Source organism: Paracoccus alkenifer, from assembly GCF_900108405.1.
Taxonomy (GTDB): Bacteria; Pseudomonadota; Alphaproteobacteria; order Rhodobacterales; family Rhodobacteraceae; genus Paracoccus; species Paracoccus alkenifer.
In genome coordinates this window covers 89,023-109,336 of sequence record NZ_FNXG01000003.1, presented here as the reverse complement: position 1 = coordinate 109,336, position 20,314 = coordinate 89,023, and the positions used below count along the sequence as shown (strand labels likewise).

Below are 20,314 nucleotides of genomic sequence, written 5' to 3'. Positions count from 1 at the left end.
CGGCCGCAACGCCCCCGCCGGATTTCCGACAGAATAAATTTGGAAATGCGCGCCGGTTGACTTTGGGCAAGGTCAGGGGCCACGGTATCGTTATCGTGACCACAGTAGAAATAGCTCGAAGGGACCGCCGCCATGAGCGACGTCATGACCAAGAGCATGGCCCGCAACGTCTTTTACGGCGGGTCATTGTTCTTTATTGCCATATTCGTGGCAATGACCGTGCACAGCCACATCTACGCCGTGAATGTGTCCACCAATCAGGCCACGCTGACCGACGAGGTTGCGGCCGGAAAACACATCTGGGAACGGCATGCCTGCGTCAATTGCCACTCGCTTCTGGGCGAAGGCGCGTATTTCGCGCCCGAGCTGGGCAATGTCATGGTGCGCTGGGGGATGCAGGATGATCCCGAAGGTGCGGCCGATGCGCTGAAAAGCTGGATGCAGGCCATGCCGTCGGGCATCGAGGGCCGGCGCCAGATGCCGAACTATCCGCTGACCGATCAGGAATTCCGCCAGCTCAGCGATTTCCTGGTGTGGGTCAGCACCATCAACACCCAGAACTGGCCGCCGAACGACGCGGGCTGAGCGAGGGACGAAAACAATGAAATATCGGACTCAGAACATAGCCTTCGCCTATTTTGTCGTCGCGATGGCACTGTTTGCCGTTCAGGTCACCATGGGCCTGATCATCGGCTATATCTATGTGCAGCCCAACTTTCTGTCCGAGCTGCTGCCCTTCAACACGGCGCGGATGCTGCACAGCAACAGCCTGGTCGTGTGGCTGCTGCTGGGGTTCTTTGGCTCGGCCTATTACCTTGTTCCCGAGGAAGCCGAGCGCGACATCCATTCGCCGACCCTCGCCTATCTGCAGCTGGCGATCCTGGTGCTGGGCACCGCCGGCGTGGTCGTGACCTATCTGTTCGACCTGTTCAACGGCAACTGGCTGCTGGGGATGGAGGGGCGCGAGTTTCTTGAACAGCCCAAGTGGGTCAAGGTGGGCATCGTCGTCGCGGCGCTGATCTTTCTCTACAACATCACGCTGACGGTGTTGAAAGGGCGCAAGACCGCGATCTCGAATGTGCTGCTGCTGGGGCTCTGGGGTCTGGCGCTGCTGTTCCTGTTCGCATTCTACAACCCCGCCAACCTGGTGCTGGACAAGCAGTACTGGTGGTGGGTCATCCACCTGTGGGTGGAAGGCGTCTGGGAACTGATCATGGCCGCCATCCTGGCCTTCCTGATGCTGAAGCTGACCGGCGTGGACCGCGAAGTCGTGGAAAAATGGCTGTATGTCATCGTCGCCACGGCGCTGTTCTCGGGCATTCTCGGGACCGGGCACCACTATTACTGGATCGGCCTGCCGGCGTATTGGCAGTGGGTCGGCTCGATCTTTTCGAGCTTCGAGATCGTGCCGTTCTTTGCGATGATGGCGTTCGCCTTTGTCATGGTCTGGAAGGGCCGCCGCGACCACCCGAACAAGGCCGCGCTGCTGTGGTCGCTGGGCTGCACCGTGCTGGCGTTCTTCGGCGCCGGGGTCTGGGGCTTCCTGCACACGCTGCACGGGGTGAACTATTACACCCACGGCACGCAGATCACCGCGGCGCACGGGCACCTGTCCTTCTACGGCGCCTATGTCTGCCTGGTGCTGGCGATCATCACCTATGCGATGCCGATCATGCGCAACCGCGACCCCTATAACCAGGTGCTGAACATGGCGGCGTTCTGGCTGATGTCGGGCGGGATGCTGTTCATGACCTTTACCCTGACCTTTGCCGGCACCGTGCAGACCCATCTTCAGCGGGTGAACGGCGAAGGCTTCATGGACGTGCAGGACCAGCTGGCCATCTTCTACTGGATGCGCTTTGGCTCGGGCGTGGCCGTGGTGCTGGGGGCGCTGCTGTTCATCTATTCGATCATGGTGGTGCGGCGCGAGATCTTTACCCCCGGACCGGTGCAGGCCCACAAGGACGGCCATATCGAGCCGGCGGAGTAAGACGATGAACGCTCATGCAACGACAACGAAGGAGGGGGCGGCAGCCCCCTTCTACCTTCCGCAGCGCGACGAGATCGAGATATTCGAGGCCGCGGCCCGCAACGACCTGCCGGTGCTGCTGAAAGGCCCGACCGGCTGCGGCAAGACCCGTTTCGTCAGCCACATGGCGGCGCGGCTGGGGCGCAAGCTTTACACGGTGGCCTGCCACGACGACCTGTCGGCCTCGGACCTGATCGGGCGCTATCTGCTCAAGGGCGGGGAAACCGTCTGGGTGGACGGGCCGCTGACCCGCGCGGTGCGCGAGGGCGCGATCTGCTATCTCGACGAGGTGGTCGAGGCGCGCAAGGACGTGACCGTGGTGCTGCACCCGCTGACCGACGACCGCCGCATCCTGCCCATCGACCGCACCGGCGAAGAGCTGGAGGCCGCGCCCGGCTTCATGCTGGTGGCGTCCTACAACCCCGGTTATCAAAATATCCTCAAGACGCTGAAACCCTCGACCCGCCAGCGCTTTCTGGCGATGGAGTTCGATTTCCCGCCGCCCGAGCAGGAAAAGACCATCGTGATCGAGGAAAGCGGCATCGACGAACGCCGCGCCGCGATGCTGGTCAGGCTGGCCGGCAAGCTGCGGGCGCTGAAGGGGCAGGACCTGGAAGAGGGCGTGTCCACCCGGCTGGTGGTCTATGCGGCGACGCTGATCGCCGGCGGGATGGCGCTGGACCGCGCCATTGCCGCAGCGATGATCGAGCCGCTGACCGACGACGCCGACATCAAGCGCGGGCTGGCCGATCTGGTCGTGGCGGTGCTTGGCTGAACCGATGGGACCGGGGGCCAGCCCCCGGACCCCCGGGATATTTGGATGATGAAGAAAGGCGCAATCATGGCCGCGCGTTTGGACTGGCGCGAGATCGAGCCGTGGGAGCCGGAAGAGACCATCGGCAAGCTGTGGCACGGCTGGGCCAGCGGTTTCGAGGCGATTCCCGAACATGAGGATGCGCGGGTGGCGCTGTCCGAGGTCGCCGGCCGGCTGGCGGTGCTGTTCCGGGGCCTGGGCGGCGATCACTCGATCGAGATGCGCCCGACCGCCGACCGGGTCAGCCGGCACCGGCTGAGCTGGCTGCGCCGGCTGGGGACCGAGGCCGAGGCCGTCCCGCAGGCCGAGTTCGACGGCGGCATTCTGCGGCTTCCAGCCTCGCTGGCGATCCTGCCTGCGGCCGAGGCCAACGGGGCGCTGTATCTGTGGCTGGCCGCCCACGCCGCGCATCTGGTGCTGCCGGAGGATGTGGGCGACGACCCGCTGCGGCGGGATCTTGCGTGGCTGGGATCGGTCCGCGCCACTGTGGCGCGCGTGGCCGGATCGGCGCCGGGGCTGATGCCGCTGTATGACGAGCTGCGCGCGCTGTTGCTGGCGGCGCGGCCTTTGCCCAAGCTGCCCCCGGACGAGGCCGCGGTCGAGGGGGTGGCGCGGCATCTGTTGGGCGACCCCGCGGCGTTGGACGGGCGCGCGGCCGAGATGCTGGCGGCGGTCAATTCGGGCGATCTGTCCGGTTTCGCCGCGGCGCGCGGCTATCAGCCGGTGCGGCCGGTGACCCTGTGGGTCGCTGCCGGCGACGCCAGCGTTTCATCTGAACGGGTTGCCACGCGCGATGCCGACGACGCCGGCGAGGAGCCCTCGGTCGAGGCAGGCGAAAAGACCATCCGCGCGCGCCGCCGCAAGGCCGACGAGGCCAACCGCACCGACAGCCTGATCATCAACAAGTTCGAGGCGATCCTGAGCTGGGCCGAGTTCCTGAACCTTAACCGCCGGGTCGAGGATGACGACGACGACACCGCCCGCAAGGCGCTGGACGATCAGGACGAGCTGGGGCTGGGCCAGATCAGCAAGGCCCCCGCCACGCGGCTGAAGCTGCATCTGGACCTTGCCCCCGAGGACGTGGACCGCGAGGCGATTTCCGGCGTCTTTACCTATCCCGAGTGGGAGGCGCGGACGGGCCGCTATCTGCCATCGCACGCGCGGGTGCTGGACAGCGAACCCGAAACCCCCGCCGACGCCCCCGCGCCCTTTGACGAGGCCGCGCGCCGCCGCATCCGCGCCGTGCGCCGCCAGTTCGAGGCGATGCGGCCGGGGCGTGTGATCACAACCGGCCACCGCGACGGCGAAGAGCTGGACCTGGACGCCACCGTGCAGTCGCGGGTGGGGCTGCTGGTGTCGGGCGACGGCTCGGACCGGATCTGGAAACAGTCGCGCCCGCAGAACCGCGATCTGGCCGTTTCCATCCTGCTGGACGTCTCGCGGTCCACCGAAAGCGCCGTCACCGGCCGCGCGGTCATCGACATCGAACGCGAGGCGCTGGCCGCGCTGGCCTGGGGGCTGGATGCCTGCGGCGATCAGGTGGGGATCCAGGCGTTCTGTTCGCTCAAGCGCGACCGGGTGTTCGTCCATACCTGCAAGCGTTTCGACGAGCCGATGGGGCCCGCCGTCGAGGCGCGGATCGCCGGCTTGCGCCCGGGGTTCTACACCCGGCTGGGGGCCGGCATCCGCCACGCCAGCGCCACGCTGGCCGCGCAGGCGCGCCGGCGCCGGCTGCTGCTGGTCATCACCGACGGCAAGCCCAACGACCTTGACCACTACGAGGGCCGCCACGGCATCGAGGACAGCGCCATGGCCGTGCGCGAGGCGCGCCGGGCCGGGCATTCCGTCTTTGGCATCACCGTGGACCGCAACGGCAAGTCATGGTTCCCGCGTATCTTTGGGCAGGGTGGCCACGCGCTGATCCCGCATCCCGACCGCCTGCCCGAGGCGCTGCCGCAGATCTACCGGCAGTTGATCGGCGCATGACCGAGGCCGTGGACATCCGTCGCAATCCCGGCGGCCTGCCGGGCGAGTTGATCATGTGGGTGCTGATCGTCAGCGAGCTGGCGGTGTTCGGCGCGGCGCTGCTGATCTTTCTGGTGCTGCGGCTAAGCGATCCGCAGGGGTTCGCCGAATCGCAGGCGCAGCTGCACCGGCTGTCGGCGGGGATCAACACCATGGTGCTGGTCAGTTCCGGCTTTGCCGCGGCGCTGGCCGCGCGGGCGGCGGAAACGGGCACCGCCGGCGCCCGGCGCGCGGTGCGCTGGCTGCTGGCAGTGGCGATCGTGCTGGGGGGCGTGTTCCTGCTGCTCAAGGGTATCGAATACGCCGATGCCGCCCGCCGCGGGCTGGGGCTCGAGGCACATGTCTTTTTCACGTTTTACTGGCTGCTGACCCTGTTTCACGCGGCCCATGTGGTGGCGGGGATGGTGATTCTGGCCATCGTCTCGATCCGCGCCCACGCCGATGCGGTCGAGGCATCGGCGCAATTCTGGCATATGGTGGACTTGGTATGGGTGATCCTGTTCCCCGTGATCTATCTGTTGTGAAGCTGTCGTGGTCCGATCCGCTGGTGCGGGCCTGGGTGGCGCTGATGGCGCTGTCGCTGGCGGCGACGGCGGTGGCGATCCTGCGGCCGCAATCGCCGGCATGGGCGGGAACGGCGGCGGGGGCGGTGATCCTGGGGTTTGCCTGGCTCAAGGCGCGGATCATCCTGAACCGCTATCTGGGGCTGGCGTTCGTGCCCGCCGCGCGGCGCGCGTTTGGTGCGGGTCTGGGCGGCTTTGCGGTGGCGGCGCTGGTGCTTTATGCGCTGGGGCAGGCGGGCTGAGCGCGCGAAAGCCTGGGCGGGCGGTTCAGCGCAGCCACGCCTTGGCCGGATCCTCGGCGGTCAGCTGGCGCAGGCGGTCCATGTCCTCGATATGGGCGCGGGCGGCGTCGATGCGCACCCCGTGTTCGCGCAGCCGGGCAAAGGCGCGCGACAGGGTTTCCGGCTTCATCCCCAGCCGCCCGGCAATCAGCGCCTTGTTGTAGGGCAGGGCGACCGAACACTCGCCCTCGGTGCAGGGGGCGAGGTCCAGCAGGAACTCGGCCACGCGCTGCACGCCCGAACGCGCCTTGAGCCCCTCGATCTGCTCGACGAGATGTTGCAGATGCACAAAGGTCGCCGCCAGCATCGAGGTCGCCATCACCGGGTCGCTTTGCAGGTGGTGGCGGATGCGCAGCGCATCCAGCCGCAGCAGCCGGCTGGGGGTGATCGCCTCGGCCGCGACCGGATAGGACAGGCCCCGCAGCGCCACCGCCTCGCCAAAGCTGCGGCCGCGGGTCATGACGCTGACCACGGCCTCGGTTCCGTTGGCGGCGATCCGGTAAAGCTTGATCCAGCCGTCCAGCACGATGAACAAGGCATCGGCGGGTTCGTCCTGCAAGAACAGGGTCTGGCCGGTGTCGGCGGTCTGGATCTGCGAGCCTTCCAGCATCTTTTCCTGCAACGGCGGCGGCAGGTTGCCCAGGACGGCCGATTTCCGGGCGGTTTCCAGTTCGGCAGGCGTCATGGGAACTCCGGCAATGGCAGGGGCGGCGGCAGGGGGCTGCGGGCGGTTCATAGCGGTGCCGGCCCGGCACCGCAACCTTTGCAGGGCGGTCAGGCCGCGCCCACCACCATGCCCCGCTGCACCGCCGGCCGGGCCAGAAAGCGCTGGACCCAGGCGTCGACCACCGGGAAATCCGCATAGCCCACCAGCTCGCCCGCGTCGTAGTTGCGCAGCAGGTTTTCGACCCATGGCGCGGTGGCGATGTCGGCGACGGAATATTCGCCGGTGATCCAGTCGCGCCCCGCCAGCTGGCGTTCAAGCACACCCAGCAGGCGCCGCGATTCGGCCGCGTAGCGATCGCGCGGGCGCTTGTCCTCGATTTCGGCGCCGCGGTAGCGGTGAAAGAAACCCAGCTGCCCGAACATCGGCCCCACGCCCCCCATCTGGAACATCAGCCATTGCAGGGTCTGGTAACGCGCCGCCCCATCCGCGGGCAGCAGCCGCCCGGTCTTGTCGGCCAGATAGATCAGCATCGCGCCGCTTTCCCACAGCCCCATGGGCTGCCCGCCCGGCCCGTCGGGGTCGATCATCGCCGGGATCTTGTTGTTAGGGTTCAGCGACAGGAATTCCGGCGTCATCTGGTCCTGAGGGTCGATGATGCCGATGCGGTGGGCGTCATAGTCCAGCCCCAGCTCTTCCAGCATGATCGAGGCCTTGACCCCGTTCGGCGTGTTCAGCGTGTAAAGCTGGATCACGCCCGCCCGCCGGGGCGGCCAGCGTCGGGTGATCGGAAAATCGCGCAGCAAGTCGGCCATGGTGGCTTGTCCCTTTCGTGGCAATTGCATGGTTTCGCGTCCCTGTGCTAGCCCGAAGCCATCGGCCTGCGGGCGTTCACAAGGGACAGTGTCATGATCAAGGAGTTTCGCGATTTCATCGCCAAGGGCAATGTCATGGACATGGCCGTCGGCATCATCGTGGGCGCGGCCTTTACCGCCATCGTCACCTCGATGGTGGCCGACATCATCAACCCGATCATCGGCATCATCACCGGAGGCACCGATTTCTCGGGCAACTATCTTGTGCTGAACGGGATGGAGCTGCCGGCGGGGGCCTCGCTCAATGCCGCGCGGGATGCGGGGGCGAATGTGTTCGCCTGGGGTGCGTTCATGTCGGCGGTGATCAATTTCTTCATCATCGCCTTTGTGGTGTTCCTGCTGGTCAAGATGGTGAACCGGATCAAGGACGCCGCCGTGCGCACCCAGGTGGCCGAGGAATCCGCCGCCGGCCCCTCGCAAGAGGCGCTGCTGGCCGAGATCCGCGACCTGCTGGCGCAACAGCGCGACCACGCCTGACCCCGGCGCGGCGCCCCCGCGGCGCCGCCCCCTTAGCCCAAGGCCGCCGTGATGGAACAGCTTGACCCGACCGACCGCCGGATCCTGTCCGTGCTGCAACGCGAGGGGCGGATCTCGAACGCCGATCTGGCGGGGCGCGTGAACCTGTCGGCCAGCGCCTGCCACCGCCGCGTGCAGCGCCTGGAAGAGGCCGGATTCATCGCCGGCTATGTCGCGCTGCTGGACCCGCGAAGGCTGGGCCGCACCACCACGGTTTTCGTGGAAATCACCCTGTCGGGTCAGGCGGACGAGCTGCTGGACGCCTTTGAAAAGGCCGTCCGCACCATCCCCGACGTGCTGGAATGCCACCTGATGGCCGGGACCGCCGATTACCTGCTAAAGGTGATGGCCGAGGACACCGACGATTTCGCCCGCATCCACCGCCAGCACCTGTCGCGCCTGCCCGGAGTGGCGCAGATGCATTCCTCATTCGCGCTGCGCACGGTGATGCTGACGACCGCGCTGCCGGTATAGGGGGGGCGGCCCTTGGCCGGCAAAGGTAAACGGCCCCCGCCGCGGGGCGAGGGCCGTTCTGAACCATCCGGTTCGCTGACGCCTTACAGCGCGCCTTCTCGCTGGGCCTTTTTCCGGGCCAGTTTCCGGGCACGGCGCACGGCCTCGGCCTTTTCACGGGCCTTCTTGACCGACGGCTTCTCGAAATGCTGCTTGAGCTTCATTTCGCGAAAGACCCCTTCGCGCTGAAGTTTTTTCTTCAGGGCACGAAGCGCCTGTTCGACGTTGTTGTCGCGAACGCTTACCTGCATGTGGTTGTCACCACCTTCCTGGGCTAGAGTTGAACTTGATTGCAGGACGCGCCCCTTTAGCGCAACGTCCCGCGGATGTCCACCCTGACGGAGGCAAGATGATGCAAAACGAACGCAACCGGCTGCTGGACGCGGCGCTGACCCATGCGCCTTTCGACGGGATGAACGAACGCGCACTGCTGGCCGGGGCGCGCGACTGCGGGATCACGCCGGAACTGGCGCGGGTGCTGTTTCCGCAGGGCGGCGCCGGGCTGGCCGCGGCCTATCACCGCCGGGCGGATGCGGCGCTGGCGCGGGCGATGGCGCTGTCCCCGCCCTCGGGGCGTATCCGCGACCGCATCGCCGGGGCGATCTGGACGCGGCTGATGCTGTCGGACCCGGAACTGGTGCGCGCCGGCACCGCGGTGATGGCGTTGCCGCAGAACGCGGGTCTTGGCGCGCGGCTGATGTGGGAAACCGCCGACACGATCTGGACGGCGCTGGGCGACGGATCCGAGGATGTGAGCTGGTGGACCAAGCGCGCCACGCTGGCCTCGGTCTGGGGGGCGGTGGTGCTTTACTGGCTGGGCGACGCATCGGCGGGGCACGAAGATACTCGCGGCTTTATCGACCGCCGCATCGACGATGTGATGCGCGTCGAAAAGCTCAAGGCCGCCGCCCGCAAGCTGCCGGGGGTCGGTGCATTGGCCGGGCTTGCCACCGGCTGGATCAGCAAGCCGCAGCGCGCCGCCGCGCCCGGCTATCAGAAGGAAGCATGATGTCCATTCCCCATGAAATGCAGGTTATCGAGATCGCCCGCCCCGGCGCCCCCGAGGTGCTGACCCCGGCCCGCCGCCCGGTCCCCGCGCCGGGCGCCGGGCAGATCCTGATCCGCGTGGCCTATGCCGGGGTGAACCGCCCCGATGTGCTGCAACGGCAGGGCGCCTATGCGCCGCCGCCGGGGGCATCTGATCTGCCGGGGCTGGAGTGTTCGGGTCATGTGGCCGCGGTCGGGCCGGGGGTGACGCGCTGGGCGGTGGGCGATGCGGTCTGCGCGCTGCTGCCGGGCGGCGGCTACGGCGAATATGTGCTGACCCCCGCCGACCACGCGCTGCCCGTCCCCGAGGGGCTGAGCCTGGCCGAGGCCGCCTGCCTGCCCGAGACCTGCTTTACCGTCTGGTCCAACGTGGTGATGCGCGGCGGGTTGCAGGCGGGCGAGCGGTTCCTGATCCACGGCGGCTCGTCGGGGATCGGCACCACCGCGATCCAGATCGCCGTGGCGCTGGGCGCGCGGGTCTGGGCCACCGCGGGTTCCGACCAGAAATGCGCGGCCTGCGCGCGGCTGGGGGCGACGGCGATCAACTATCGAACTCAGGATTTCGTCGAAATCATGCGCGCCGAGGGCGGCGCCGAGCTGATCCTCGACATGGTGGGCGGCGACTATGTGGCGCGCAACCTCAAGGCGATGGCCGATGACGGGCGGCTGGTGTTCATCGCGTTCCTTGGCGGGCCCAAGGTGACGCTGAACCTTGCCCCGGTGATGACTCGGCGGCTGACGATCACCGGGTCCACCCTGCGCCCGCAGTCGGATCTGGCCAAGGCGCGGATCGCGGACGAATTGCGCGCCCATGTCTGGCCGATGATCGCCACGGGCAAGCTGCGCCCGGTGATGGATGCCGAATTCCCGCTGGCTGAGGCCGCCGCGGCCCACGCTCATATGGAAGCGGGCGACCATATCGGAAAGATCGCGCTGCGCGTAGCGGGCTAGGCGGGTTTCTGCCTGCCGCCCCGCACCGCGGCGCCCCACCGGCACCGCATCAGCCGGCGGCGCGGCCGGAGCCTCCGGCGGGGATATTTGGGGACAGAAGATGGTCCGGCTCAGACCGGATAAACGGCTGTCCCCAGGCGCACACACCCCGGCGCGGTGCTTGTCCGGCCAGGGTGTGGCATCTCCTGTCACGGTCATCGGCGTCCCCGCCTGTACCGCCCCACCGTTCTGGCAGGAAAAGCTTACGATTCGGTTAAGGAAAATCTTCTGTCGGAAAATATCCTCCAGGGGGTGCGGGGGATGGAAAATCCCCCGCTGCGGCGGTGCTTCAGGGTGCCTCGACCAGCATCGGGGTGCGGCAGTCGCGCCGGATGTCGTGGCCGCAAAGCCTGGGTTCCAGGTCGCGGGTCAGGCAGATGCGGACCTCTTGCAGCCGCCCGTCCTTGCAGGTGACCGTGATGCCGTCGCGGGTCAGCGCGGGGTTCGTCTCGATGAAGGCGTCCTCGATCACCGACGCGCCCAGCCGCATGTCGCGGGGCAGCCGCGCCAGCACCGGCGGGATCGTCACCGTTGCCGCGGCCTCGGTAGTGGCGCGGTAATAATCCGGCCCCGACAGCCCCGAGCAGCGGCCGTGTTTCTGCCACTGATACCAGGCCAGCCCGGCCGAGCCCATCAGCGCCTCCATCCCCCGGCTTTCGCGGCGGGTGGGGTCGCGCTGCGCGGTGGTGCAGAAATCCGGCCAGCCGCGTTCATATTGCGGCCACAGCCCGTGGACGACAAAGCCGCTTTGCCGCCGCGGTTCGCATTGGGGCGCGTCGCCGCCCACGGTCGCGCACCAGCTTGGCGACCAGCTGAGCGACAGCACGTAATAGTCGAAGCTGCCCGCCACGTCCTCCGCCGCGGCTGGCAGGGGCAGCATCAGGGCGGCGCAGATCATGGCGCGAAGAACCGGTCTTTTCATGCGTGCCAGCCTATGCTGCCTGCCTGCGGCGAAAAAGGGGGTTCAAACCACCCCGCCGCGGTCGTATATGAAAGGGTAATTCCACCCGAAATCTGCGGAATGGCCTGTCCCCGGCCGCCCCGGTTTCCCCGGACACAGAGTCATTGCGAAGGAGCAACCCATGAACAAGCCGCTGATGGCCAAGGCCACCGCCGTCTGGCTGGTCGACAACACCACGCTCAGCTTCAAGCAGATCGCCGATTTCTGCGGGATGCACGAGCTTGAGGTGCAGGGCATCGCCGACGGTGATGTGGCGACCGGGGTCAAGGGCTTTGATCCGGTGGCCTCGAACCAGCTGGACCCGGCCGAGATCGAAAAAGGCCAGAAGGACACGGCCTACAAGCTCAAGCTCAAGCACAACCCCGCCGCCGAGGGCGAGGAGCTGCGCCGCGGCCCGCGCTATACGCCCCTGTCCAAGCGGCAGGACCGCCCCGCCGCGATCCTGTGGCTGGTGCGCTTTCACCCGGAACTGGCCGATTCGCAGATCGCGCGGCTGGTCGGCACCACCAAGCCCACCATCACCACCATCCGCGAGCGCACGCACTGGAACATCCAGAACATCCAGCCCATCGACCCGGTGGCGCTGGGGCTGTGCCGGCAGTCGGAGCTGGACGCCGCCGTGCAAAAGGCCGCCAAGTCCCTGCCCGAGGTGATGACGGATGACGAGCGTCGCAAGCTGGTGTCCACCCAGTCCAGCCTGTCGATGCCGGACGAGCCGCGGCTGCCTTCGGCCATTGCCGGGCTGGAAAACTTCAGCCTGACCCGCGACGACGACAAGCCCGAGCCGAATCTGGACGCCGAAAGCTTCTTTAACCTGCCGGGCGGCGATGACGACGAGGACGACGAGCAGCGTTAAGGCGCTGCTGCCCGTTCAGTCGCGCCCCAGCGCCGCCAGCTCATAGACCAGATCCAGCGCCTCGCGCGGGGTCAGCCGGTCAGGGTCGATGTCGCGCAGACGCGCCTCGACCACCGATTCGCGGGCAGGCGCCGCGGGCGGCGGCGGAGGGGCTGCACGAAACAGCGGCAGGTCGTCGATCAGCGCCGCCGGCCGTGCGGCGCCGTCGCGGGCGCCGGCTTCCAGCGCATCAAGAATCTCGCGCGCGCGCTCGACCACCGCCGGCGGCAGCCCGGCCAGCCGCGCCACCTGCACCCCATAGCTGCGGTCGGCGGCGCCCTTTCTGACCTCGTGCAGGAACACCACCTCGCCTTCCCATTCGCGCACGGCAACGGTGGCGTTTTCCACGCCCTCCAGCTTGGCAGCCAGCTGGGTCATCTCGTGGTAATGGGTGGCGAACAGCGCCCGGCAACGGTTGGCGCCGTGAAGATGTTCCAGCACCGCCCAGGCGATGGACAGCCCGTCCCAGGTGGCGGTGCCGCGCCCGATCTCGTCCAGAATCACCAGCGCGCCCGCGTCGGCCTGATTGAGGATCGCCGCGGTTTCCACCATCTCGACCATAAAGGTCGACCGCCCACGCGCCAGATCGTCGGCGGCGCCCACCCGGCTGAACAGCTGCGTGACCAGCCCGACATGCGCGCGCGCGGCAGGGACAAAACCGCCCGCCTGCGCCAGCACCGCGATCAGCGCATTCTGCCGCAGAAAGGTCGATTTCCCCGCCATGTTCGGCCCGGTCAGCAGCCAGATTGCCGGGGTCTGCCCTTCGGTCAGGGCGCAGTCGTTGGCGACAAAGGGCTCGCCCTTGCGCTTGAGCGCCCGTTCCACGACCGGATGGCGCCCGCCCTCGACGACAAAGGCGCGGCTGTCGTCCACGATGGGGCGGGTCCAGCCCTCGCCTGTGGCCAGATCGGCGAATGCCGCCGCCACGTCGATTTCGGCCAGCGCGCGGGCGGTCTGTCCGATGCGGGCGGACTGGTCCAGCACCGCCGCCAGCAGCCGCGCGAACACGGCGCGTTCCAGTTCCAGCGCGCGGTCGCGGGCGTTGAGGATGCGGGTTTCCAGCTCCGACAGCTCGACGGTGGTGAAGCGGATCTGGCTGGCGGTGGTCTGGCGGTGGATGAAGCGCGCGTTCAGCGGCGGGGCGAGCATCTTTTCCGCGTGGGTGGCGGTGGTCTCGATGAAATAGCCCAGCACGTTGTTGTGCTTGATCTTGAGGCTGGAGATGCCCGTTTCGGCGGCATAATCCGCCTGCATCCGGGCGATCACGCCACGGCCCTCGTCGCGCAGGGCGCGGGTCTCGTCCAGTTCCGCATCGAACCCTGCGGCCACAAAGCCGCCGTCGCGGGCCAGTAACGGAGGTTCCGCCACCAGCGCCTGATCCAGCAGGCCGGTCAGTGCCTGATGCCCGACCAGATCGCCCGCGACCTCGGCCAGCAGCCCCTCGGCCCCCGCCAGCATCGCGGCGATACGCTCGGCCGCGGTCAGCCCGGCCCGGATCGCGGCCAGATCACGCGGTCCGCCGCGGTCCAGCCCCAGCCGCGACAGCGCCCGGTCCATGTCGGGAACCGCAGCCAGCGACTCGCGCAGGCGGGCGGTCAGGCGTGAATCCTCGACCAGCACCGCCACCGCCTGTTGCCGGCGATGGATCAGCGCCAGATCGCGCGAAGGCGCCGAGACGCGCCGTTCCAGCAGCCGCGCCCCCGCCGCCGTCACCGTGCGGTCGATGGCTGACAGCAGCGAGCCCTCGCGCCCGCCCGACAGCGCCTGCGTCAGTTCCAGATTGCGCCGGGTCGCGGCGTCGATCTGCATGACGCCGGCGCCGCTTTCCCGGACGGGGGGCGACAGCCGCGGCATCCGCCCGCGCTGGGTCAGCGCCAGATAATCGGCGATTGCGCCCATCGCGGACAGCTCGGCGCGGGAAAACTGGCCGAAACCGTCCAGCGTGCCGACCCCGTAAAGATCGCCCAGCCGGCGCACGGCGGCGGTGGAATCGAAACTTGCCGCCGACAGCTCGGTCAGGGCGGCGCCGGCCTCATGCGCGATGTCGTCCAGCCGCGACCCGTCCAGCGCCAGCAATTCGCGCGGCGCGTGGCGGGCAAGCTCGGGCGCCAGCCGGGGCAGGGGGCAGGGCGCCACCCGCAGCGCACCGGTGGAGATATCCACCCATGCCAGCGCCGCATCATCGCGCACCTGCGCCCATGCGGCCAGAAAGTTGTGCCGCCGCGCCTCAAGCAGCGATTCCTCGGTCAGGGTGCCGGGGGTGACCAGCCGCACCACGTCGCGCGCCACCACCGACTTGGACCCGCGCTTGCGGGCCTCGGCCGGGTCTTCCATCTGCTCGGCGATGGCGACGCGGAAGCCCTTGCGGATCAGGGTCAGCAGATAGGATTCCGCCGCATGAACCGGCACCCCGCACATCGGGATCGGCTGGCCCTGATGGGTGCCGCGCTTGGTCAGCGCGATGTCCAGCGCGGCCGCGGCGGCCACCGCATCGTCAAAGAACATCTCGTAGAAATCGCCCATCCGATAGAACAGCAGCGCCCCCGGATTGGCCTCGCGGATCGCGAGATACTGGGCCATCATCGGGGTCGGCTGGTCGGTCATCGGCGCTCCTTTCCGCTCGCCCCTCTTCTAAGCCGCGGCATCCGCAAAGAGAACCGCCCGCACTCTTTCATCTTGCCCCAAGTATCCCGGGGGTGCGGGGGCTGGCCCCCGCTTGCCATGCCGCACGTTGCGCTTTGCCCCCGGTCCCGGCAAAGCTGGACCAGACACAAGGACGAGAGAGGGACCATGACCGCAAACACCCAGCCGCAAAAGGCGCGAATCACTGCGGAAGAAGCGCTTGCCTATCATCTGGAACCGCGGCCGGGAAAATTCGACGTGGTGCCCTCGACCCCGATGGTGACCCAGCGCGACCTCAGCCTGGCCTATTCGCCCGGCGTCGCGGTGCCGGTGCAGGCCATCGCCGACAACCCGGAAACCGCCTATGACTACACCACCAAGGGCAATCTGATCGCGGTGGTGACGAACGGCACCTCGATCCTGGGGCTGGGGAACCTCGGCGCGCTGGCCTCAAAACCGGTGATGGAGGGCAAGGCGGTGCTGTTCAAGCGCTTTGCCGACGTAAACGCCATCGACATCGAACTGGACACCGAGGATCCGGACGAGATCATCCAGGCGGTGCGGCTGATGGGCCCGACCTTCGGTGGCATCAACCTTGAAGACATCAAGGCGCCCGAATGTTTCATCATCGAGCAGCGCCTGAAAGAGCTGATGGACATCCCGGTCTTTCACGACGACCAGCACGGCACCGCGGTGATCTGTGCCGCCGGGCTGATCAACGCGCTGCATCTGTCGGGCAAGCGCATCGAGGACGTCCGGATCGTGCTGAACGGGGCCGGTGCCGCCGGCATCGCCTGTCTGGAACTGGTCAAGGCGATGGGCGCGCGCCCGGAAAACTGCATCATGGCCGACACCAAGGGGGTCATCTACCAGGGCCGGACCGAGGGCATGAACCAGTGGAAATCCGCCCACGCCGTCGCAACCGAGGCGCGGACGCTGGAACAGGCGCTGGTCGGCGCCGACGTGTTTCTGGGGGTTTCGGCCAAGGGCGCGGTGACGCCCGAAATGGTGGCCAGCATGGCGCCGAACCCGGTGATCTTTGCCATGGCCAACCCCGACCCCGAGATCACCCCCGAGGAAGCCCACGCCGTCCGCCCCGACGCCATCGTCGCCACCGGGCGCTCGGATTATCCCAACCAGGTCAACAACGTGCTGGGCTTTCCCTATCTGTTCCGCGGCGCGCTGGACATCCACGCCCGCGCCATCAACGACGAGATGAAGATCGCCTGCGCCCGCGCGCTGGCCGAACTCGCCCGCGAGGACGTGCCGGACGAGGTTGCGGTGGCTTACGGCCGCAAGCTGGTGTTCGGGCGCGACTACATCATCCCCACGCCGTTTGACCCGCGGCTGATCCATGTGGTGCCGCCGGCAGTGGCGCGCGCGGGCATGGATACCGGCGTCGCCCGCCGTCCGATCATCGACATGGAGGGCTACGTCCAGTCGCTGCGCCAACGCATGGACCCCACCGCCTCGATCCTGCAAGGGATCCACGCGCGCGCGCGCCGGGCGCAGGCGCGGATGATCTTTGCCGAGGGCGACGACCCCCGCGTGCTGCGCGCCGCCGTGGCGTGGCAGCGCAGCGGGCTGGGCCGCGCGCTGGTGGTCGGGCGCGAGGCCGACGTTGCGGAAAAGCTTTCCGCGGCCGGGCTGTCGGATGCGATGCAGGAAATCGAGGTGGTGAACGCGGCCAACTCGCCCCACCAGTCCCGCTATCACGAGGCGCTTTACGCGCGACTGCAACGCAAGGGCATCGACCGCGAGGATGCCGGAAAGCTCGCCAACCGCGACCGCCATGTGTTCGCGGCGCTGATGCTGGCGCATGGGCATGGCGACGGGCTGGTCACCGGCGTCACCCGCAAATCCGCGCATGTGCTGGAACAGATCGGACAGGTGTTCGACGTGCGCCCGCAGGATGGCGCGGTCGGCGTCACCGCGGTGCTGCACAAGGGCCGCATCGTGCTGATGGGCGACACGCTGGTCCACGAATGGCCCGAGGCCGAGGATCTGGCCCTGATCGCCACCCGCGGCGCGCAGGTCGCCCGTGCGCTGGGGATGGACCCGCGAGTGGCGTTCCTGTCGTTTTCGACCTTCGGCTATCCGGTCAGCGAACGCGCCACCAAGATGGCGCAGGCGCCCTTGGTGCTGGACGCGATGGGCGCCGATTTCGAATACGAGGGCGAGATGACGGTGGACGTGGCGCTGAACCCGGAACAGGCGGCGCGCTATCCGTTCAGCCGCCTGACCGGCCCGGCGAATGTGCTGGTGGTGCCGGCGCGACACTCGGCCTCGATCAGCGTCAAGCTGATGCAGGAAATGGCCGGCGCCACGGTGATCGGCCCGATCCTGACCGGCGTGCCTAAACCGATCCAGATCTGCTCGACCACCTCGACGGTGAACGACATCCTGAACATGGCCGCGATCGCCGCAGGCGGGGTGGGGCTGGCGCGGTAACCGCGCCCTCATCTCTGGCCGCACTGCCGCAGGGGTATTTGGACCAGAAAGAAGCACAGCAGAGCGGCGGGCCGAGGGCTTCTTTCTGGCTTAAATACCCATTGCAACGGTGACGCGGGCGCGGCGGGGCGGGGGTGGCTCAGGCGGTGTCGCTTTCCGCAAACAACTCGCCGCGTTCGACCTGGCGCTGCCGGTCACGAAAGCGGGCGCGGTCGGCGTCGGAGTATTCGTCGGTGCACAGGTGGCAGCAGACGCCCTGCTCGTATTCCGGGCGGCGGGTGTCGGCCGGGTCCAGCGGGCGGCGGCAGGCGTGGCACAGCAGATGCCCGCCCGGTTCCAGCCCGTGGGTCAGGCTGACCCGGCGGTCGAACACGAAACACGCCCCGTCCCACATACTGTCCTGCGCGGGAATGTCTTCCAGATATTTCAGGATACCGCCTTGCAGATGCACCACCTCGGCCACCCCTTGCGAGACGAGGAAGCTGGTCGATTTCTCGCAGCGGATGCCACCGGTGCAGAACATCGCCACCCGCTTGCCGGCAAAGCGGTGGGCGTTTTCGGCCCACCAGCCGGGAAATTCGCGAAAGCTCGCGGTGCCGGGGTCAATGGCGCCGCGGAAACTGCCGATGGCGATTTCATAGGCGTTGCGGGTGTCGATCACCACGGTGTCGGGGTCTTGGATCACCGCGTTCCAGTCCTCGGGCGCGATGTGGCGGCCGACGCGGGCGGTGGGGTCGGTGCCGGGCTGGCCCATGGTCACGATCTCGGGCTTCAGGCGGATCTTCATGCGGCCAAAGGGCAGGGTTTCGGCGGTGCTTTCCTTCCACGCCAGCGCCGCGAACCCCGGCCAATCGCGGATATGGGCCAGCACCGTGTCGATCCCCTCGCGCGGGCCGGCGATGGTGCCGTTGACCCCCTCGGGCGCCAGGATCAGCGTGCCGCGCACGCCTTGCGCCCGGCACAGCGCCAGCAGCGGCGCGCGGGCGGCTGCGGGGTCGGCAAGCGGGGCGAAATGGTAAAGTGCTGCGACGGTGAACATGGGCGTGCCGTAATGCGGCCGGGGTGGAAAAGGCAAGTCCCAAGGGATGACGGCGCCCGCCCGTTGACCTTGCCCGGCGGGCTTTCTACGTTTGCCCGTCCGCAGGAGGAAGCGTCATGCGCGCATTGATCGTCGTCGACATGCAGGTGGATTTCTGCCCCGGAGGCGCGCTGGCAGTGGCACGAGGGGATGAAATCATCGCCCCGATCAACGCGTTGATGCCCCGGTTCGACGCGGTGATCCTGACGCAGGATTGGCACCCCGCGGACCACGCCAGCTTTGCCGACAACCACGGCGCCGCGCCTTATTCCACCATGCAGATGCCTTACGGCCCGCAGGTGCTGTGGCCGCGGCATTGCGTGATCGGCTCGGACGGCGCCGCGTTTCATGCGGGGCTGGACCTGTCGCGCGCCGATCTGATCCTGCGCAAGGGGTTCCGGCCGGGGACCGACAGCTACTCGGCATTCTTTGAAAACGACCGCACCACCGCCACCGGGCTGGCCGGCTATCTGCGCGACCGCGGGCTGGATGACCTGCATTTCGTCGGGCTGGCGCAGGATTTCTGCGTTGCGTGGTCGGCGATGGACGCCATGCGGCTGGGGTTCGCGGCCACGGTCATCGAAGCCTCCACCCGCGCCATCGACCTGAACGGCTCGCTGGATGCCGCGCGCACGGCCATGCGCGATGCGGGGGTGACGCTGGCATGATGATCCCCCATATCGACATCGCGACCCGGGTCTACAACCACAAGTGGAAAATCGACCCGATCGTGCGTTCGCTGATCGACACCGATTTCTACAAGCTGCTGATGTGCCAGTCGGTATTCCGCAACCGCCCCGACGTGGACGTGACCTTCAGCCTGATCAACCGCAGCAAATCCATCCGCCTGGCCGATGTGATCGACGAGGGCGAGCTGCGCGAGCAGCTGGACCATGTGCGCAGCCTGTCGCTGGCGCGGGGTGAATCCACCTGGATGCGCGGCAACACATTCTACGGCAAGCGTCAGATGTTCCGCCCGGATTTCATGGAGTTCCTGGAAAACCTGCGCCTGCCCGAATACCAGCTGGAACGCCGCGACGGGCAATATGAGCTGACCTTTCACGGCCGCTGGCCCGAGGTGATGCTGTGGGAAATCCCCGCGCTTGCGATCATCATGGAACTGCGCTCGCGCGCCGTGCTCAAGGATCTGGGCCGGTTCGAGTTGCAGGTGCTTTACGCCCGCGCCATGGCCCGGCTGTGGGAAAAGATCGAACATCTGCGCAAGCTTGGCCCCGAGCTGCGCATCGCCGATTTCGGGACGCGGCGGCGACATTCCTTTCTGTGGCAGGACTGGTGCGTGCAGGCGATGATCGAGGGTCTGGGCGATTGCTTCACCGGCACCTCGAACTGCCTGATCGCCATGCGCCGCGACATCGAGGCGATCGGCACCAACGCCCATGAGCTGCCGATGGTCTATGCGGCGCTGGCCGACAACGACGGCGAGCTGCGGCAGGCCCCCTATCGCGTGCTGGCCGACTGGCAAGAGGAACACGACGGAAATCTGCGCATCATTCTGCCCGACACCTACGGCACGCCGGGGTTTCTGGACAATGCGCCGGACTGGCTGGCGCGCTGGACCGGGATTCGCGTCGATTCCGGCGATCCGGTCGAGATGGCGGAATATGCGATCCGCTGGTGGCAAAGCCGGGGCGAGGATCCGCGGGGCAAGCTGGTGATCTTTTCCGACGGGCTGGACGAACAGACCATCGCCGCGCTGTTTTCGCGGTTTCACGGGCGGGTCAAGGTCAGTTTCGGCTGGGGAACGCTGCTGACCAACGACTTTCGCGGCTTTGTCCCGGGCGACGGCTTGGCTCCGTTCAGCCTGGTGTGCAAGGCGGTGGCCGCGAACGGGCGCCCGACGGTGAAACTGTCCGACAACCCGGAAAAAGCCACCGGCCCGGCCGAGATGATTGCCCGTTACCGCCGCGTGTTCGGAACCGCCGAAGGTCCGCGTTTCGACGTGATCGTCTAGCGCCGGCTCAGCCCGGCC

At 67.7% G+C, this 20,314-nt stretch carries 20 protein-coding genes; 14 read left to right on the top strand and 6 right to left on the bottom strand.

The window, feature by feature from the left end; genetic code table 11:
* Window positions 1-132 precede the first annotated feature (132 nt).
* From BLW83_RS08890 to BLW83_RS08865, 6 genes are all read left to right on the top strand, one after another.
* Window positions 133-585 carry a c-type cytochrome gene (locus tag BLW83_RS08890; protein ID WP_090847798.1) on the top strand — a complete coding sequence of 151 codons (453 nt, stop codon included), beginning with the start codon at window positions 133-135 and terminating at the stop codon, window positions 583-585.
* 16 nt (window positions 586-601) lie between these two features.
* Window positions 602-1,990 (top strand): cbb3-type cytochrome c oxidase subunit I, encoded by a 1,389-nt coding sequence (locus BLW83_RS08885; protein WP_090847796.1) that lies wholly within the window; start codon window positions 602-604, stop codon window positions 1,988-1,990.
* A gap of 4 nt (window positions 1,991-1,994) precedes the next feature.
* Complete coding sequence (locus tag BLW83_RS08880) at window positions 1,995-2,804, top strand: CbbQ/NirQ/NorQ/GpvN family protein (RefSeq protein WP_090847794.1); 810 nt, start codon at window positions 1,995-1,997, stop codon at window positions 2,802-2,804.
* A gap of 66 nt (window positions 2,805-2,870) precedes the next feature.
* Complete coding sequence (locus BLW83_RS08875) at window positions 2,871-4,829, top strand: nitric oxide reductase activation protein NorD (RefSeq protein ID WP_090848154.1); 1,959 nt, start codon at window positions 2,871-2,873, stop codon at window positions 4,827-4,829.
* The gene (locus BLW83_RS08870) at window positions 4,826-5,392 is read left to right on the top strand and encodes a cytochrome c oxidase subunit 3 (protein WP_090847790.1); all 567 of its coding nucleotides are present in this window, start codon (window positions 4,826-4,828) and stop codon (window positions 5,390-5,392) included. The genes BLW83_RS08875 and BLW83_RS08870 overlap by 4 nt, the downstream gene beginning before the upstream one ends.
* Window positions 5,389-5,673 carry a hypothetical protein gene (locus tag BLW83_RS08865; protein ID WP_090847788.1) on the top strand — a complete coding sequence of 95 codons (285 nt, stop codon included), beginning with the start codon at window positions 5,389-5,391 and terminating at the stop codon, window positions 5,671-5,673. The genes BLW83_RS08870 and BLW83_RS08865 overlap by 4 nt, the downstream gene beginning before the upstream one ends.
* A gap of 25 nt (window positions 5,674-5,698) precedes the next feature.
* On the opposite strand, the gene BLW83_RS08860 is transcribed toward BLW83_RS08865, so the two are convergent.
* Window positions 5,699-6,397 carry a Crp/Fnr family transcriptional regulator gene (locus BLW83_RS08860; RefSeq protein ID WP_090847786.1) on the bottom strand — a complete coding sequence of 233 codons (699 nt, stop codon included), beginning with the start codon at window positions 6,395-6,397 and terminating at the stop codon, window positions 5,699-5,701.
* An 89-nt stretch (window positions 6,398-6,486) separates the two neighbouring features.
* Entirely contained in the window at window positions 6,487-7,191 is a 705-nt protein-coding gene (locus BLW83_RS08855) for a glutathione binding-like protein (protein WP_090847784.1), read from the bottom strand.
* 93 nt (window positions 7,192-7,284) lie between these two features.
* On the opposite strand from BLW83_RS08855, the gene mscL reads away from it, so the two are divergent.
* Together mscL and BLW83_RS08845 are read left to right on the top strand one after the other, a co-directional pair.
* Window positions 7,285-7,728: a large conductance mechanosensitive channel protein MscL gene (mscL, locus tag BLW83_RS08850; RefSeq protein WP_090847782.1), complete on the top strand. Its 444-nt coding sequence runs from the start codon at window positions 7,285-7,287 to the stop codon at window positions 7,726-7,728.
* 51 nt (window positions 7,729-7,779) lie between these two features.
* Entirely contained in the window at window positions 7,780-8,241 is a 462-nt protein-coding gene (locus tag BLW83_RS08845) for an Lrp/AsnC family transcriptional regulator (RefSeq protein ID WP_090847780.1), read from the top strand.
* Between the two features lie 83 nt (window positions 8,242-8,324).
* Here BLW83_RS08845 and rpsU read toward each other — a convergent pair whose 3' ends face one another.
* The gene (gene rpsU / locus BLW83_RS08840) at window positions 8,325-8,531 is read right to left on the bottom strand and encodes a 30S ribosomal protein S21 (protein WP_011748553.1); all 207 of its coding nucleotides are present in this window, start codon (window positions 8,529-8,531) and stop codon (window positions 8,325-8,327) included.
* Window positions 8,532-8,629: 98 nt separating this feature from the next.
* Between rpsU and BLW83_RS08835 the strand changes: the two genes are divergently transcribed.
* Window positions 8,630-9,289: a COQ9 family protein gene (locus tag BLW83_RS08835; protein ID WP_245728742.1), complete on the top strand. Its 660-nt coding sequence runs from the start codon at window positions 8,630-8,632 to the stop codon at window positions 9,287-9,289.
* Window positions 9,289-10,278 (top strand): NAD(P)H-quinone oxidoreductase, encoded by a 990-nt coding sequence (locus BLW83_RS08830; protein WP_090848152.1) that lies wholly within the window; start codon window positions 9,289-9,291, stop codon window positions 10,276-10,278. Before BLW83_RS08835 ends, BLW83_RS08830 begins: the two co-directional genes overlap by 1 nt.
* 328 nt (window positions 10,279-10,606) lie before the next feature.
* On the opposite strand, the gene BLW83_RS08825 is transcribed toward BLW83_RS08830, so the two are convergent.
* Complete coding sequence (locus tag BLW83_RS08825) at window positions 10,607-11,239, bottom strand: ribonuclease T2 family protein (RefSeq protein WP_090847778.1); 633 nt, start codon at window positions 11,237-11,239, stop codon at window positions 10,607-10,609.
* A 160-nt stretch (window positions 11,240-11,399) separates the two neighbouring features.
* On the opposite strand from BLW83_RS08825, the gene BLW83_RS08820 reads away from it, so the two are divergent.
* A complete protein-coding gene (locus BLW83_RS08820; RefSeq protein ID WP_090847775.1) occupies window positions 11,400-12,134 on the top strand; it encodes a DUF1013 domain-containing protein in 735 nt (244 codons plus the stop codon).
* A gap of 15 nt (window positions 12,135-12,149) precedes the next feature.
* Here BLW83_RS08820 and mutS read toward each other — a convergent pair whose 3' ends face one another.
* Entirely contained in the window at window positions 12,150-14,777 is a 2,628-nt protein-coding gene (gene mutS, locus BLW83_RS08815) for a DNA mismatch repair protein MutS (protein ID WP_090847773.1), read from the bottom strand.
* A gap of 186 nt (window positions 14,778-14,963) precedes the next feature.
* On the opposite strand from mutS, the gene BLW83_RS08810 reads away from it, so the two are divergent.
* Window positions 14,964-17,246 (top strand): NADP-dependent malic enzyme, encoded by a 2,283-nt coding sequence (locus BLW83_RS08810; protein ID WP_090847771.1) that lies wholly within the window; start codon window positions 14,964-14,966, stop codon window positions 17,244-17,246.
* 139 nt (window positions 17,247-17,385) lie between these two features.
* Here the strand turns inward: BLW83_RS08810 and trhO are convergent, their stop codons facing one another.
* Window positions 17,386-18,285, bottom strand: coding sequence for an oxygen-dependent tRNA uridine(34) hydroxylase TrhO (gene trhO / locus BLW83_RS08805; protein WP_090847769.1), 900 nt, complete (start codon window positions 18,283-18,285; stop codon window positions 17,386-17,388).
* Window positions 18,286-18,401: 116 nt separating this feature from the next.
* Here trhO and pncA point away from each other — a divergent pair, with 116 nt between their 5' ends.
* Complete coding sequence (pncA, locus tag BLW83_RS08800) at window positions 18,402-18,992, top strand: bifunctional nicotinamidase/pyrazinamidase (protein WP_090847767.1); 591 nt, start codon at window positions 18,402-18,404, stop codon at window positions 18,990-18,992.
* Window positions 18,989-20,296, top strand: a complete 1,308-nt coding sequence (pncB, locus tag BLW83_RS08795) for a nicotinate phosphoribosyltransferase (RefSeq protein WP_177172531.1) — start codon at window positions 18,989-18,991, stop codon at window positions 20,294-20,296. Before pncA ends, pncB begins: the two co-directional genes overlap by 4 nt.
* Window positions 20,297-20,314: the final 18 nt, after the last annotated feature.